This is a genomic window from Legionella sp. MW5194 (assembly GCF_016864235.1).
GTDB lineage: Bacteria > Pseudomonadota > Gammaproteobacteria > Legionellales > Legionellaceae > Legionella_C.
Genome location: NZ_CP045732.1, coordinates 1,601,669 through 1,616,881, shown reverse-complemented (window position 1 = coordinate 1,616,881; position 15,213 = coordinate 1,601,669). Strand labels below are relative to the sequence as shown.

Here is a 15,213-nt window from a genome sequence, read left to right as displayed (position 1 = left end):
GAGGCATCAGGTATGCAAGAATACAAACGCTATATCTGCGTTATCTGCGGATTTATTTATGATGAGGCGGAAGGCTGGCCAGAAGACGGCATCGAGCCTGGAACCCGCTGGGAAGAAGTACCCGAAAACTGGTTTTGTCCAGATTGCGGCGCCGGGAAAGAGGATTTTGAAATGATTGAGATCGAATGACCGAAGGTTGTTCTTCTGCCCCCCTCCCCGCCAGTGGGAGGGAGATTGTGGCGATCCGGCCATATCCCAATGCCAAACCCATCTTTCTCTTTTCGCCGAGAGAAGAACCTATGATTTTTTGCGATTGCGGCGGGCGCCTCGCAGCAAATTAAGCATTTCCACACCCAACGAAAAGGCCATGGCAAAATAAACGTAGGCGCGAGGGATATGGAAAGAAAAACTGTCAGCCACCAACACCATTCCGATTAAAATCAGAAAACTCAAAGCCAGCATTTTCACCGTGGGGTGTTTTTCAATAAACCGGCTTACAGGTTCACTGGCATAGATCATCACTAAAATCGCGCAGGTAATGGCCGTTGCCATGACCCAAAAGCGCGTTGTTAAGCCAATGGCCGTCAGTACGCTGTCAAGTGAAAAAATAATATCCATGACCGCCACCTGAAAAACCACGGCTCTAAAGGTGGCCGCACCCTTGCCACTAAGCACTTTTGAAGTCGGCTCCTCCCCAACTTCATGATGAATTTCCTGAGTCGCTTTGGCGATTAAAAACGCGCCTCCGGCCAAGAGAAATAAATCACGACCGGAAAAACCGAACGAGCCCACCTGAATAAAAGGGCGAGTTAATTTAACCAGCCACACAGCAGAAGCCAGGAGCATTAATCGGGTAACCCAGGCAAAGGTCAAGCCCCAACGCCTGGCTTTGCGGCGTTTTTCAGCGGGCAACTTTTCAGTCAGAATCGACAAAAACACCAGGTTATCGATTCCAAGCACTATCTCCAGGATAATCAGCGCTGACAAGCTGACGATGATATCAACAACATCCATTTGCAATCTCTTTAGACGTGGTAAATTACTGCTATTTTCCACGATCGTGCCGTCCAGGTAAATGATTCACATTAGGCAGGAGATTCGTTATAATGACGCGCCATGTTCTATTAACGTTTGTAGGTGACGACAATAATTAAGCTAATCAAAAAGCTGTTACGGAAGACCAGGACTAAACACGTGCCTGTTAATGCCAGCTACATCATTCCCCGTAATCATCATCATTTATCAAAAACAGATATCAGTCCTAACGCCCTAAAAGTACTCAATCGGTTAAGCAGTTCGGGATTTGAAGCGTATCTTGTTGGCGGGAGTGTGCGTGATCTTTTATTGGGTAAGTCACCCAAGGATTTTGACGTGGCGACCAATGCCACGCCCGTTCAAATTAAAAAATTGTTCCGTAACGCGCGAATCATCGGCCGTCGCTTCAAACTGGTTCACATCATTTTTCACCGTGACATCATTGAAGTCGCCACGTTTCGAGGCACTGAGGCCATGGATGCCAACCAGCAAACCAATGAACAGGGCATGCTGGTGCGCGACAATGTCTACGGCACCCTGGATCAGGACGCCTGGCGTCGCGACTTCACCATTAACTCCCTGTATTACAACATGGACGATGCGTCCATTGTCGATTTTACCGGCGGCGTCAAGGATGTCAGCGACCGGCTCGTTCGCATGATTGGAGATCCGACCACCCGTTATCAGGAAGATCCCGTCCGTATGCTGCGGGCCATCCGTTTTTGTGCCAAACTGCATTTCAACATGGCGCCAGAAACCAGCGCGCCGCTTGCCAAATTAAGTCCACTCATTCGCCATGTATCCGGCTCTCGTCTTTTTGACGAGATGACCAAACTCTACCAGTGCGGGGAAAGTGAAAGCGTGCAACGTTTATTGCAGGAACATGGTTTATTCGCGGAGCTCTTTGAACAAACCCATCGCCTGTTAAACAGCGACTACCCGGTAAATGCCCTGTTGGGGATTGCGCTTGAAAGCACGGACGCCCGCATTCGTGACAGCAAACCGGTCACGCCAGCTTTCCTGTTTGCCGTATTGCTTTGGTTCCCTTTAAAAGCCAAAGCCATGCAATTACAACAGGAAGAAAATATTCCTGCGCTCCCGGCGCTGGAACGGGCCATGAATCATGTTATCGCCGAACAGAATAAGGTTATCGCCATACCCAAGCGCTTTACTCAGGTCATGCGGGAAATGTGGCTTCTGCAATTTCGCTTTAATAAACGCCACGGTGGAAGAGCTCTTAATCTGCTGGAACACCCGCGTTTTCGCGCCGCCTTTGATTTTCTTGCCTTGCGAGCATTGGCCGGTGATGAGTCGATGGAATTGGCTCAATGGTGGACAACATTCCAGGACGCGCCCGAAGATGAACAAACGGCGATGATTGCGGCTTTAGCGCCACCGCCTTCGCGCAAACCCAAACGACGCCGCAAGCCTAAAACCATGTCATGACTTGTGTTTATTTAGGTTTAGGCAGCAACCTCGGCTCAGCCGAGAGGCAATTACGCCGCGCCTTGGATGCCTTGCGAACTCTTCCTGACACCCGCCTTTTACAGACAGCGCCCTTTTATCGCAATCAGGCCTGGGGGAGAAAAGCTCAACCTCGGTTCACCAACACCGTGGCTGCTATTCAAACCCGCCTTTCCCCACAGGCCTTATTGACTCACTGCCATCGCATTGAACACACTCAGGGGCGCCTGCGTCAGATCAAATGGGGAGCACGAACCTTAGACATTGATATTTTGCTGTTTGGCTCGCTGATTATGGATAGCTTGCATCTAACCATCCCTCACCCGCGACTGCTGGAAAGGGATTTCGCCTGCCTGCCTCTGCTTGCTCTGAATCCACACGTAACACTACCGGACGGACGTCTACTGTCCGATGCCCTTCGCTTTTAATTGCATGTTGTCTTTTTTAAAGAACTAACTACACTAGATATAACCACGGCGGTTTTTTGCGAGGGAATCGTGTACGCCACTATTTTGCATGCCACGGATTTAAAAGAAAACCATTTTGCCATGTGCCAGAAGGCCGCAGCCATTGCCAAGTCATTTGGAGGCACGCTCCATCTTCTGCACGTGATTGAGCCCCCTGCGTCATTGCAGTTAGCTCAGGGACTGGGTTTTGCTGAGTTGGCCAATCCAGTCAAAGACGATGCCGTAACCGTTATGAATGTGCTGGGCGAGGCTTTGGCTATTCCTGTGTCGCAGCAGCACGTCGAAATCGGCTCCATTAAACAACTGGTGCTCAAAAAGGTAAAGGAATTGGGCTGTAGTTTAGTGATTATCGGCAGCCACACGCCAGGGCATTTGCCGGCCTTTTTGGGAAGTACCGCCCATGCCGTCGTCCATCATGCACCCTGTGATGTGCTGACTTTACGCATCTAAGGCCAGCCCTGAATCACTTGATGGGTAATTTCGGTAAACCGTCCTGGCGTGAGTGCCTCTTCTATCTCTTCCTTTTGATTGTCTTTAAGCACCTGATAAAAGCTTTGATACCCGATTTCACTAAGCAGGTTGTTATAAGCGGCAAGAGAAAGAGACGCAAGCTTCTTATTTTCGCTCGGCATTTCGGGTGGGATTGATGCGGGGGCAATCTGCTCATAGGCATAGCCTATTTCGAGCAAAAGACCCTCTTGAAACGATTGGGCGATTAATTCCACACCGACAGGCATATGCTCCTTCCGAGTGTAACCGATGTTGATGCTAAGAGCGGGTAAACCGGCATTAGACGCTACCGGTGCCTGCCAGGTATTGACCTGATAGGCATCGTAAGTGGCCTCACCCACCCGGCTAATCGGCATCAGCAAGACATCCAACTGATTCTCACGCATGTACTTTTCCACATACGCTCGGTTACTGGCAAAACGCTGTAAAGCCTCCCGGTAAGATCGGCTGTCTTTCGCCGGCAGGTCAGTTAAAAATGCAAGGCATGCGTTGACATTACCATACACCCGGGTCCGGTTTGACTGGCAAAAATCACGGTAATTTTTTCGGACAGAAGCAAATGACTTGAAGTACTCATTGATTTCTTCAGCCATTCCGGACATATTCACATTACGATTATTAATAAAATCAGTGAGGTAGATGTTGTCTATGACCGTGACGCCGGCCTGACGCAGTTGAGTTAACGTCCCCTGGAGAAGATTGTCTACCTCTTTCGGCATGCCCTGAAACGTTTTAATTAAACCCACCTGCCGCACAATACCAAGCCGCTTGCCCCGCAGTCCATCCTTATTCAGAAAGGCTCGGTACGTCGTAACCCGCGGTACCGACAGCGTTTTGCTGTCATGAGGGTCCGGTTTGGCGATGGCATCCAGAATAAGGGCCATGTCTTCTATATGGCGCGTCATGGGACCGGCCGTCCCATCGAGGTTGCCGTTAGGGAAAATGCCTGCCTGGCTGATCAATCCCCTACTGGGGCGTAACCCGTACAGGGCATTAAAGGCTGATGGGATACGGATGGAGCCGCTGTTATCCGTACCAATCCCTGCCAGCGCAAACCCCGCACTGACCGCCGCGGCAGAACCACCGCTTGAGCCACCCGGGTTTTTTTCGGTATTGTAAGGGTTGCCAATACGGCCACTGCGGCTGCTGATGCCAAACATGCCCGAAGCAAGCTCATCCATGGCCCCTTTGCCTAAAATGACAGCCCCTGCCTTCCTTAATTGAACCACCAAAAAGGCATCTCTGGCCGGTTGATTGCCAAGCAAGGCAAGACTGCCCACAGTACTGGTTGAATCATACGAGTCAATGTTGTCTTTGATAATGAGCGGTACACAGTGCAGTGGCCCAATCAGACGATGGGTCCTGGCATAATACTCATCCAGCGCCTGCGCTTCGGCCACGCTTTGCGTACTGAGGACTGTCCAGGCATTAATCGGTGGCCTGTCATCACCGCCGAGGTTGTACTGTCTTATCCGTTTAAGATAACGATTAATTACCTCGGTACAGGAGGTTTTCCCTTGTACAAGCTTAGCCTGCATGTCGCCAATGCTTTCAAATGGCGGTGAAATCGATGCGCCGTAAGTCATACTGTAGAAGCCAAGAATCAGCAGTCCCGGGTAATTTTTTTTACTTTTCATCCTTAAACCTTCTCTGATACTGTCCGCCCACTCACCTAAGCCCTGATTCATTAAAAGACTGGCGCCTGACATGGAAATTAATTAATTTTTAGCTATATCAATCACTTTCCAGTGGTATGTCAAGTCACTGACCTGATAAATTTGTCTTATACTATAAAAATGCTCACGCCGCGTTCAGGGAGGATACGCTGTGCAGCCCACATTGTTAATCGTTGACGACGAACCCAGCACGCTTATCAGTCTGCAGCGAACACTGACGCCTGAGGGATACAAAGTGCATATTGCTAAATCCGCGATGGACGGTCTTAACATCCTTGAAAATAACCCCATTGACATCATTATTTCTGACATGCGCATGCCACAGATGAATGGTGCGGAATTCCTGAAAGAAGCCGCAGAACGTTGGCCTGATGTCAGGCGTATCCTAATGACGGGTTACGATGACATTCACACGGCAATTGCCGCGATTAACGTCGGTCAGGTGAATTATTACCTTGCCAAGTCCTCTAAGAAGGAGGAAATGTTAAGTGCTATTAACAGCATGCTGGAAAACAAATTACTGCGTGATCAAAATCGCATCATGCAGGAACTGATTAATCAACAAAATGAAAAATTGAAAATTCTAAACAGTCAATTGGAAGAAAAAATCCAGAAGCGTACCGCGGAGTTGCATCGCAGCTACGCTGATTTACAGGAAACCCATGAAGCAGCCATCCAGGTTTTTTTATCCATTCAGGAATTAAATGAAAATCACAACAAGGGGTATTCCCGCAAAGTAGCCACCCACGCTAAACTTTTGGCAAAAGCCATGCACCTCAATGACAAGGAAATTCAAACCATTTACCTTGCGGCCATGCTTCATAATCTGGGACGCAATGGGTTGCGTGAGGAGATACGATTTAAACCCTTTGCCCAACTGACGACCAGAGAATACCAGGAATTCAAGCAATACCCGATTTTAGGCGCCATGTCGCTTTCTGCTTTTCCTTCATTAAAAGAGGTCGTTAATACCATCCTTTACCATCGCGAGCGCTTCAATGGCAAAGGGTATCCGCATGGAGTAAAAGGCGACTCCATACCGCTTTATGCCGCCATTCTCGCCATCGCTGTTGATTACAATGAATTAATGTATGGCTTGATTTTTCAGGAGAAATACCCAGCCAAACAAGCCTTGGCTTACATGAAAGAAAATGAAGAACGTTACGATCGAAAATTATTGCTGTTGTTTATGGATATAATTACCTCGTTGCCGGAACAACAAACCGCTTTGATGGAAAAAGCCCTGGAGCCGCATCAGCTACTCAGCGGCATGGTGTTATCCCGGGATTTGAAATCGAGTGAAGGCTTTATTTTTCTTAAAAAAGGCTGCAAACTGGACGATGAGTTAATTAATCGGATCACCGCCCTGCACAACATCCTGGTGTACGTTTACGAGCCGGTCATTTCACCTTCCCCCGAAGACTAGCGCTTTTTCACATGTTTCATCAACCGTCTTTTGCGTTTAACCTGCCGTTCACTTAATTTATTTTTTTTGCCTTTGAATGGATTTTCACTGCCTCTGAATTCCAGTTTCAAGGGGGTTCCCACTAAATCAAGGTGATGAATAAACGCATTGGTTAAATAGCGTTTGTAACTGTCCGGCAAGGCATCCAGTTGATTGCCGTGAATCACGATAATCGGCGGATTGTGTCCGCCAGCATGGGCATAGCGCAATTTAATCCGGCGGCCGCTGACTAAAGGTGGATTGTGCTGGGTTACCAAATCCTGCAGCAGCCGGGTCAATTTAGGTGTCGATAACCCTTGCATGGCGGAACGATAAGCCTGTTCAATGTCATTGAACAATAAACCAACCCCGCTGCCGTGCAAGGCTGAAATGAAACGGGTTTTCGCGAACTGGACAAAGTGAAGACGGCGAGCCAATTCGTCTTTGACATGCTCTTTATGCGCATCCTCCAGCCCATCCCATTTGTTGACGACAACCACCAGGGCTTTGCCTGATTCAACAATAAAGCCCAACAGGTGCATGTCTTGTTCGGTTAAACCCTCACGCGCATCAAGAAGCATGAGGCAGACGTGGGACTCGCGAATGGACTGCAAGGTTTTGATAATGGAGAATTTTTCAATTTTCTCATCGACGCGCGAACGTCGACGCACACCGGCGGTATCAATCAGAATGTAATTTTTTTCATCGCGGACAAAGGGGATGGCAATACTGTCGCGGGTGGTTCCGGGCATATCATACACCACGACCCGCTCCTCACCGAGGATGCGGTTAACCAGGGTGGATTTACCCACGTTGGGACGTCCAACAAAGGCGATTTTAATGCCTTTTTCACCCGTGTCTTCATCCTCTGAGGCCTGCGGGAAATCCTGGGTCATGGCGCGAAGCAAGGAATGCATTCCGCGTCCATGGGCAGCCGAAATGGCATACAGTTGATTGAAGCCTAAGGATTGAAATTCAGCGGAAGCAATTTCCTCATCAAGACCATCGCTTTTATTGACCACCACAAAAACCGGTTTATTGATTTTCCGTAACTGCAGCGCAATTTGCTCATCAATACCAGTTAAACCCGCTCTCGCATCAACCAGAAAAAGCACGATGTTGGCTTCGTCCAAAGCAATCTCTGACTGCCTGGACATCAGTTCATCCACCGCCTCGTCTTCAACGCCGACACCGCCGGTATCAATCACGATAAAGGGTCTGTTTTCATAAACCGCTTCACCGTATTGGCGATCACGGGTTAAGCCTGGAAAATCAGCCACCAGAGCATCTTGTGTACGTGTCAGACGATTAAAAAGCGTCGATTTTCCCACATTGGGCCGACCGACCAAAGCAATAACAGGTATCATCGATTAGCTCACTGTGTAACGGCTTAACTTCCCATTGGAGGTCATGACGTAGAGATTGTTACCTAACGCCAGCGGCGCCACACTTACCGCGCCACTCATGGGCGCCCTGGCGAGAAATTCCCCAGTTTGGGTTGACAACACGTGCATTGTGCCGGTTTTATCGCCCACAAACAGTCGATTCCCCATCAATACAGGCTCGGTCAATCCCCTCGCTTTTAGCGCAACCTGTTTCCAATTGACCTGACCATTACGGGTATTGATGTCCCAAATGACGTCATCACTGTCAGTCAGATACAGGCTATTACCGCGAACGACCATGTTTTTATACAACGACACGGGTTTGTTCCACAGGAACTGCCCATCCGTCAGTGACAAGGCACCAATGTAACCCTGGTAACTGCCAAGAATCGCCACATTGCCTCGAATAATTGGATCGGCATCAATATCCACCAACCTTTCCACGTCGCTTGACCCCGTTGCATAGACAATGCTTTTTTGCCACAACAAATGCCCGGACTCCAGATCAACGGCATCCATTTTGCCATCCGAATAGCCGACAACAACCACATTGCCACTGACTACAGGCGACGAGCTGGCTTTAAGAATCAGGCTGGGAGCGCCATGGACAGAAACCCATTTTTTCTCACCGGAGTGCACATCAAAAGCATAGAGGTTACCATCAATCGTTTTAGCGATGACCTTGTTTTGAGCAATAATGGGTTTTGCCAATACTTCACCGGACACATTGGCTTTCCAGAGTTCTGAACCATCGCTTTGCTTTAAGGCAACAATGGATGAATCATCCGTAGCCAATATCAAACTGCCCTGGCCAACCGCAGGGCCGCTGACCAGCGTGTAGGGGATTTTTTTAGCCCATTGCTGAGTGCCTGTGGATTTATCAATGGCCTGAACATAGCCGTTATGATCCGCACTGTACAGAATATTACCGGAGACAGTGGGTCTTAAGCGGAGATAGGCCTCATTTTTTCGCGAACTTCCGACAGGGGCATTCCATTTTTCAACGAGAGTCACTTTCGCTTTAACCGGCTTTAACTCGGAAGGTTGCGGCGTGTTGTCCTTACCGAGCATGTAATCATCAATTTTACTGCAAGCTGGCAACAAACCAATCAGAGCCAGCGCCATCATACTTTTACTCAACTTAAAAAACATAAAACCTCTTTCTCATGCAGCTTGTAAGGAATGATTATCCATGGTGGTGGACTGGGTCATGGCCGCCAATTCATTGGTCTTCATCTCTAAGAAGAGATTGCCCATGCCGTGCGTACGCACTTCCGTGATGGCTTCCTTATAGGAAATAATCGCCTGCTGATATTTACCGGTTGCCGCATAAATATCGCCTTTCAATTCATTAATGACCGGCATATAGGCATTGTCATCCACCACTGACAACTCCGTTAAAGCCTTGTCATAGGATTTTTCAGCCAGCAGCAAACGGGCAATGCGTATTTTAGCAATCTGTTTTAACGCAGAAACCCGGGATGCTGAGGCGACCTGACTCAGCATGTCCCTTGCTTCGTTGTATTTTTCCCTGGTAACCAGCAGTTTTGCCAGCGTCATTCTTGCCGCATCGGCATAAACCGTCTGACCGTAGTCGTTAATTAACTGATTGGCATAGGCTTTAATGCCTTTATTATCATGATTGGAAAAGGCAACCATCAGGTGCTCATAGGCAGACGACGCCTGAGTATTTATTTTTTCCTGATGCCAATGCCAATATTTGTAGCCGGCGGCGCCCAACATGATAAAAGACAGGATTACTGTAATCATCGTGCTGTAACGATTCCACCATTTTTTAATCGCTTCTAATTGCTCTTCTTCAGTCATATAAACCGACATCATCTTCTCCTGCCATCATCCAAGATAGTCTGTAAATGAGTTGCTAAATCCTGTTGTGGGATAGTGACCTGATCTTCCTGATTACGCAAGTTTTTAAGGCTCACCAGTCCGCTTTTTACTTCATCTTCCCCAAGAATCAGGGCAAAATCAGCGCCGCTCTTGTCGGCTTTCTTAAACTGGCTTTTAAAGCCTCCGCCAACCGTATTGGTCATGACGCACCACTCTGCGTTCAGCTGACGTAGCTCTTCAGCCAGCGTCAACGCGCGCATCATTGCCTCATCTCCGCTGGCAATGAGAAACAGCGAAGGTTTTTTGCAGGATTGTGGCGCACAGTGCAAGGTTTCCATCAGCAGCAGCAAGCGCTCTTCACCCATGGCAAAACCAATGGCCGGTGTTTTGTTGCCGCCTAAATGCTCGACCAGAGCATCGTAACGCCCGCCCGCACAGACGGTCGCCTGGCTTCCCAACTGGTCAGTAACCCATTCAAACACCGTATGGCCATAATAATCCAGTCCCCGAACCAGAAAGGGATTGACCTCATAAGCGATGCCCAGTTTCTCAAGGCCTGCGCACAGGGCATCAAAATGGCGCCGGCTTTCATCACTGAGTGAATCCATGAGACGCGGAGCCTGACTCACCAACGCCTGTATATCCGGGTTTTTACTGTCGAGAATACGTAATGGGTTTTTTTCAAGACGCCTTAAACTGTCCTCATCCAGAACCGACAGATTGGCTTTAAAAAACTGCACCAGCTTTTCTTTGTAATGCTGCCGCTCGGAAAGTTCGCCCAACGTATTGATCTGTAAACGCACCGACTGTTCAATACCGAGTTTTTTCCATAGCCGGATGCAAAGCGCCAGAAGCTCCAGTTCGATGGCGACGCCATCAATACCCAACACTTCCACACCAAACTGGTTAAATTGACGGTAGCGCCCTTTTTGCGGTTTTTCATGGCGGTACATCGGACCCATGTACCATAATTTCTGCTGCTGGTTATGCAACAAGCCATGCTCAAGGCAGGCACGCAGGCAGCCCGCTGTCCCTTCCGGACGCAGGGTCAGACTATCCCCGTTTAAATCGGTGAAGGTGTACATTTCTTTTTCAACGATATCGGTGACCTCTCCGATGGTTCGTTTAAACAGTTGCGTACTTTCGACCAGGGGAAATCGTATTTCCTGATAGCCGTATTGGGACAGACACTGGATGAACGCTGTTTCCAGATTACGCCAGGACTCTGTCTGATGGGGCAGTACATCGTTCATACCCCGAATTGCTTGAATTCTCTCAACCAAATTACTTCTCCGTTGAGGTGTCTGAATTTAATCGAAACATGGATTGCATCTTGGAAATATCGGTCAGTTTGACTTCCACCTGTTTTTCTTCTCCCTCCGCTTCAGGCTTTTTCAGCGAAGCCACCTGACCATCGCCTTTCGAAAAAAAGAGTTGATCGCTGTTTTTCTGCCACCAGAAGCTCACTGCCGCCACCGCAGCAATGACGATACAGGCGGTTATCCAACGCACGGCACGCTCACCGCGATGGGATTCCCGCTTGCTTTGCCATAACGCTGCTTTTTCAGGCTTGCGTTCAGCCACTGCGGTTTTATTAAAAGACGACACATAAGGCTCAGGCGCAACACCCAGTAATTTGGCATAGGCGCGAAAATAACCTTTAACAAACACTGGCTCCGGCATCTGATCATAGGCATCTTCTTCAAGGAGCTCAATTAATCGCACCCTTAAATGCAATTTGCCTGCGACGTATTCACGGCTGTACCCCTTTTTTTCCCGGATATGGGCTAACTGGGCACCTGGGTTGTGTATGGGGTTCTCTGCTGGGGCTTCATCCATTGGCACTGTCGAATTCATTTTTATCTCCGGCATAGTCGGTATTACGGGTTAATTTAGTCAGGCGCGCTTGGTAATCCGCTGCAACCTCTGCTTTCCCCAGTTTGGTCGCGGCATCCGCCGCCAGGCTTAGCAAGACAGGATCGTTTAACGATAATTCCTGATACTTCTGTAAATATTTCAGCGCCTTTTCAGGCTGGCTTTGCTTCATTGCGATTGTGGTTAATTCGAGAAGCGATTGTTTACGCTCAGGATCCTGTTCCAGGGCCTTGCTGAAATAGGTTTCCGCTTTGGCATAATCGGGCACAGCCGCGGCGCATAATCCGGCGTTTTCGTAAGCTCCGGCGCTGTGGACATAATGCACATCGCTCACGGCTTTCAAAAAGTAGCTTTCTGCTTCGTTGTATTTACCGGCGCGACATAAAAAAGTACCGTAATTATTAAGCTGCGCCCCGCTGTTGGGTGCTAAAGACAAGGCTTTTTTATAATAAACACGGGCCTCCTCCATGTCGCCTGTTTTTTCAAGAAAATAAGCCATGGCCACATTCACATCAGGTGAATCGGGCGCCAACTCCAGCGCGGTGAGCAATTTGCGTTTCGCCCGCGGCCGATCGCCCTGCTTTAAATACCCCATACCCAGCTGCACATTGAATGAGGCAGCATCGCTTAGTTTCTGGACATTTTCCGCTTTTTGCCGCTTGGCGTCCATGCTGTGCTGGCAGGACTGCAGTAAGAGCAGCAGGCCGCAAAAAAAGAGAAAGCGGAATGCACGGGAAATGGCTTGAGTCGGTATAAACGGCGAGAAACCGGCGATTGAACGAGCTTGGTCTTTCATTGAATTCAATGGCAAGCGTAATTGTCTTAACACAGTAATCACAACGCGTTAGAAAAGATTGAGCATTATAACCATGAATACCCGAATTTCAAAACGCTTATGTGAAGGATTCTTCGTTAAATCCCTCTGGTTTTTTAGGCATGAAATGTAATTTTTGCCAACGTTGAGAACGACTCGTGCGATCGTTGACCTTTCCGGCCAACTGACCACAGGCAGCATCGATGTCATCGCCACGGGTTTTTCGGGTTATGGTATTGATTCCCTTGGCAATTAATTTATCCCTGAAGGCATCAATCGTCTCTCTGGATGAGCGCTCGTATTGTGTCATGGGGAATGGATTAAACGGAATCAAATTCACTTTTGCGGGAACATTATGCAGCAATTTGATTAATTGATTGGCATGTTCGGGTTGATCATTAACCCCTTTTAACATGACGTATTCAAAAGTCACCTTGCGCTTAGGCTCATCCTTGAAGTAAGTCCGGCAGACTTCCATCAGTTTGGCCAGGGGGTATTTCTTATTGATGGGGACCAGCACATTACGCAATTCGTCGGTTGGTGCGTGAAGCGAGACAGCGAGTGACACAGGGCTTACTTCCCTTAAGCGGATAAGATCCGGCAGTACGCCGGAAGTACTTAATGTCACACGACGCTTGGAAAGACCATAGGAAAAATCATCCATCATTAAATCCATGGCCGTCACGACATTGTCAAAATTAAGCAAAGGCTCACCCATGCCCATCATCACCACGTTGGTGACCTTTTTGTCATGGTGACCCTGGCTTGTTGACAACTCGCGAGCCGCCAGCCAGACCTGGCCTATGATTTCAGCCGTGCTCAGATTACGGTTAAATCCCTGCTTGGCCGTGGAGCAGAAACTGCAGTTCAAACCACAACCGACCTGAGAAGATACGCACAGAGTTCCGCGCGTCGCTTCGGGAATAAAGACCGTTTCAATCGAATTGCCACAATCCAGCTTGAGCAGCCATTTATGGGTTCCATCGCTGGATTTCTGACAGGCAACGATTTCCGGCAGACGAATTTCAGCCACCTGCGACAGTTTGTCGCGCAGTGCCTTGCCCAGATTGGTCATTTGCGAAAAATCATGAAAGCCAGCCTGATGAATCCATTGCAGCACCTGCTGGGCACGAAAAGGCTTTTCACCCAGCTCGGTGAAAAAATCCCGCATTTGCTGGTAATTAAAATTCAACAGGTTGACTTTACTGCTCATGATTTTCTCAATAACGGCTTATCGTGTGCACACTTCGTGCGGTTCAAAGAAGAAAGCAATTTCCTGACGTGCGGTTTCAGCGCTGTCGGAACCGTGAACGGCATTGGCATCGATGCTGTCGGCAAAATCAGCACGAATTGTGCCGGGCGCTGCTTCTTTGGGATTGGTGGCACCCATTAAATCGCGGTTTTTAGCAATCGCGTTCTCGCCTTGCAGGACTTGAATCATCACTGGACCTGAAATCATAAAGCTGACCAGATCATTGAAAAAAGGACGGGCCTTGTGCACCGCATAAAAGCCTTCAGCCTGTTCACGAGTCAGGTGGGCCATACGGGCGGCAACAATTTTCAAACCGGCATTTTCAAAACGGGAATAAATCTGGCCGATGACGGATTTGGCTACTGCATCAGGTTTAATAATGGATAGGGTAAGTTCTTGTGCCATGAATGCTAACTCCAATGTTAAATAAAGCGACACATTATACATTAAAACCAAAGGGATTAGCTAATGGTTAACGCATGCAGCCTCAAAATAGTCCATCTGCCGTTGTGCGGAGCGAGGTCGGTCAGGATTGATCGCCAATGCTGGCATCAAAATGAAGTTCTTGACGGTTAATCTCGTTCTGAACCGGGTTAATTTTATAGTCAGGCAATTGGGTTAACAGTTCATTCGCCTTGATAATTGCGGCTTTAAATTCCTCGCGATACCGTTTGAGCGTGTGCGACATCTCGGTAATGCGCTGGCTGAACTCCTGAGCCGCCTCATCCGTTTCGCGGTTAAATCGATTCAATTCAGCTATTTTTTCAATAAAAACAGCTTTTATCTCGGCATTTAATGTCTGACCCAGCTGCGTGGCAATCCCTTGCCAATAAGGGGCTTCACGCTGAGGCTGGTCAAAGTCATGATGAGCCAACAGCGACAAGACGGCGTTTTTAATTTGCTCGTTGCTCTTATTCACATTGTATCGGCGTAATTCATCGCCAATTTCTTTGGCTACCCGCAACAAGGCCTCATTCCAATTGGCAGCATGTTTAATCAGCATGGATTGGCTTTGGGCAATCAGCTTGTCCTGTTTAATCTCTTCCTGGTGAAAACTCTCACCCAAGGCCACCAGCTTTTCCCGTTCAGCATTTAAGGTTTCCCGCGTTTGAGCTCCCGGTGAGGTATCACTTTTGCCGCTTTCTCCCGATAGCAGGTAGTCGATGTAGAGTTTCTGGCCATACACCTGATAATCCCGGCCCTGCTGAAAAATAATACCATTAAACACATTGCGCAGAGGCAATCGCAGTAATTGATGGTAAAAGGTGTGCGGTTTTTTGAGCGCATTGACCAGATCATCATGGCTCAGTTTAATTTTATACCGTTCAAGAAGGCGCTCAACCGTGATCAATCCATACGTGGAAAGCCACATTGATAAATCATTTTCCGTTTGCTCTTCGCTCATTCTTTTTCCAACTTGATTTTACAACTGTCTGTGATATA

16 protein-coding genes are annotated in these 15,213 nt (G+C 48.3%); 5 read left to right on the top strand and 11 right to left on the bottom strand.

The window, feature by feature from the left end; all coding sequences use genetic code 11:
* Positions 1-12: 12 nt before the first annotated feature.
* A complete protein-coding gene (locus tag GH742_RS07550; protein WP_058530208.1) occupies positions 13-189 on the top strand; it encodes a rubredoxin in 177 nt (58 codons plus the stop codon).
* 108 nt (positions 190-297) lie between these two features.
* Here the strand turns inward: GH742_RS07550 and GH742_RS07545 are convergent, their stop codons facing one another.
* The gene (locus GH742_RS07545) at positions 298-1,014 is read right to left on the bottom strand and encodes a TerC family protein (protein WP_203454042.1); all 717 of its coding nucleotides are present in this window, start codon (positions 1,012-1,014) and stop codon (positions 298-300) included.
* Positions 1,015-1,167: 153 nt separating this feature from the next.
* Between GH742_RS07545 and pcnB the strand changes: the two genes are divergently transcribed.
* From pcnB to GH742_RS07530, 3 genes are all read left to right on the top strand, one after another.
* Positions 1,168-2,481, top strand: coding sequence for a polynucleotide adenylyltransferase PcnB (pcnB, locus tag GH742_RS07540; protein ID WP_203456885.1), 1,314 nt, complete (start codon positions 1,168-1,170; stop codon positions 2,479-2,481).
* Positions 2,478-2,927 carry a 2-amino-4-hydroxy-6-hydroxymethyldihydropteridine diphosphokinase gene (gene folK / locus GH742_RS07535; RefSeq protein ID WP_203454040.1) on the top strand — a complete coding sequence of 150 codons (450 nt, stop codon included), beginning with the start codon at positions 2,478-2,480 and terminating at the stop codon, positions 2,925-2,927. Before pcnB ends, folK begins: the two co-directional genes overlap by 4 nt.
* Before the next feature lie 69 nt (positions 2,928-2,996).
* A complete protein-coding gene (locus GH742_RS07530; protein WP_203454038.1) occupies positions 2,997-3,416 on the top strand; it encodes a universal stress protein in 420 nt (139 codons plus the stop codon).
* Here GH742_RS07530 and GH742_RS07525 read toward each other — a convergent pair.
* Positions 3,413-5,113, bottom strand: a complete 1,701-nt coding sequence (locus GH742_RS07525; RefSeq protein WP_203454036.1) for an amidase — start codon at positions 5,111-5,113, stop codon at positions 3,413-3,415. The genes GH742_RS07530 and GH742_RS07525 overlap by 4 nt on opposite strands.
* Before the next feature lie 190 nt (positions 5,114-5,303).
* On the opposite strand from GH742_RS07525, the gene GH742_RS07520 reads away from it, so the two are divergent.
* The gene (locus tag GH742_RS07520; RefSeq protein WP_203454034.1) at positions 5,304-6,578 is read left to right on the top strand and encodes an HD domain-containing phosphohydrolase; all 1,275 of its coding nucleotides are present in this window, start codon (positions 5,304-5,306) and stop codon (positions 6,576-6,578) included.
* Here GH742_RS07520 and der read toward each other — a convergent pair.
* The 9 genes from der to GH742_RS07475 form a co-directional block, all read right to left on the bottom strand.
* A complete protein-coding gene (gene der / locus GH742_RS07515) occupies positions 6,575-7,963 on the bottom strand; it encodes a ribosome biogenesis GTPase Der (RefSeq protein ID WP_203454032.1) in 1,389 nt (462 codons plus the stop codon). The genes GH742_RS07520 and der overlap by 4 nt on opposite strands.
* Before the next feature lie 3 nt (positions 7,964-7,966).
* Positions 7,967-9,133 (bottom strand): outer membrane protein assembly factor BamB, encoded by a 1,167-nt coding sequence (bamB, locus tag GH742_RS07510; protein ID WP_203454028.1) that lies wholly within the window; start codon positions 9,131-9,133, stop codon positions 7,967-7,969.
* Between the two features lie 12 nt (positions 9,134-9,145).
* Positions 9,146-9,820: a tetratricopeptide repeat protein gene (locus tag GH742_RS07505; protein WP_203456884.1), complete on the bottom strand. Its 675-nt coding sequence runs from the start codon at positions 9,818-9,820 to the stop codon at positions 9,146-9,148.
* A complete protein-coding gene (gene hisS, locus GH742_RS07500) occupies positions 9,820-11,082 on the bottom strand; it encodes a histidine--tRNA ligase (protein ID WP_239005174.1) in 1,263 nt (420 codons plus the stop codon). Before hisS ends, GH742_RS07505 begins: the two co-directional genes overlap by 1 nt.
* A gap of 31 nt (positions 11,083-11,113) precedes the next feature.
* Positions 11,114-11,686, bottom strand: coding sequence for a RodZ family helix-turn-helix domain-containing protein (locus GH742_RS07495; RefSeq protein WP_203454024.1), 573 nt, complete (start codon positions 11,684-11,686; stop codon positions 11,114-11,116).
* Positions 11,661-12,533, bottom strand: a complete 873-nt coding sequence (gene pilW, locus GH742_RS07490) for a type IV pilus biogenesis/stability protein PilW (protein WP_239005173.1) — start codon at positions 12,531-12,533, stop codon at positions 11,661-11,663. Before pilW ends, GH742_RS07495 begins: the two co-directional genes overlap by 26 nt.
* A 64-nt stretch (positions 12,534-12,597) precedes the next feature.
* Positions 12,598-13,734: a 23S rRNA (adenine(2503)-C(2))-methyltransferase RlmN gene (gene rlmN, locus GH742_RS07485; RefSeq protein ID WP_203456882.1), complete on the bottom strand. Its 1,137-nt coding sequence runs from the start codon at positions 13,732-13,734 to the stop codon at positions 12,598-12,600.
* Positions 13,735-13,749: 15 nt separating this feature from the next.
* Positions 13,750-14,175 carry a nucleoside-diphosphate kinase gene (ndk, locus tag GH742_RS07480; RefSeq protein ID WP_203454023.1) on the bottom strand — a complete coding sequence of 142 codons (426 nt, stop codon included), beginning with the start codon at positions 14,173-14,175 and terminating at the stop codon, positions 13,750-13,752.
* A 121-nt stretch (positions 14,176-14,296) separates the two neighbouring features.
* Complete coding sequence (locus GH742_RS07475) at positions 14,297-15,175, bottom strand: hypothetical protein (protein ID WP_203454022.1); 879 nt, start codon at positions 15,173-15,175, stop codon at positions 14,297-14,299.
* Positions 15,176-15,213: the final 38 nt, after the last annotated feature.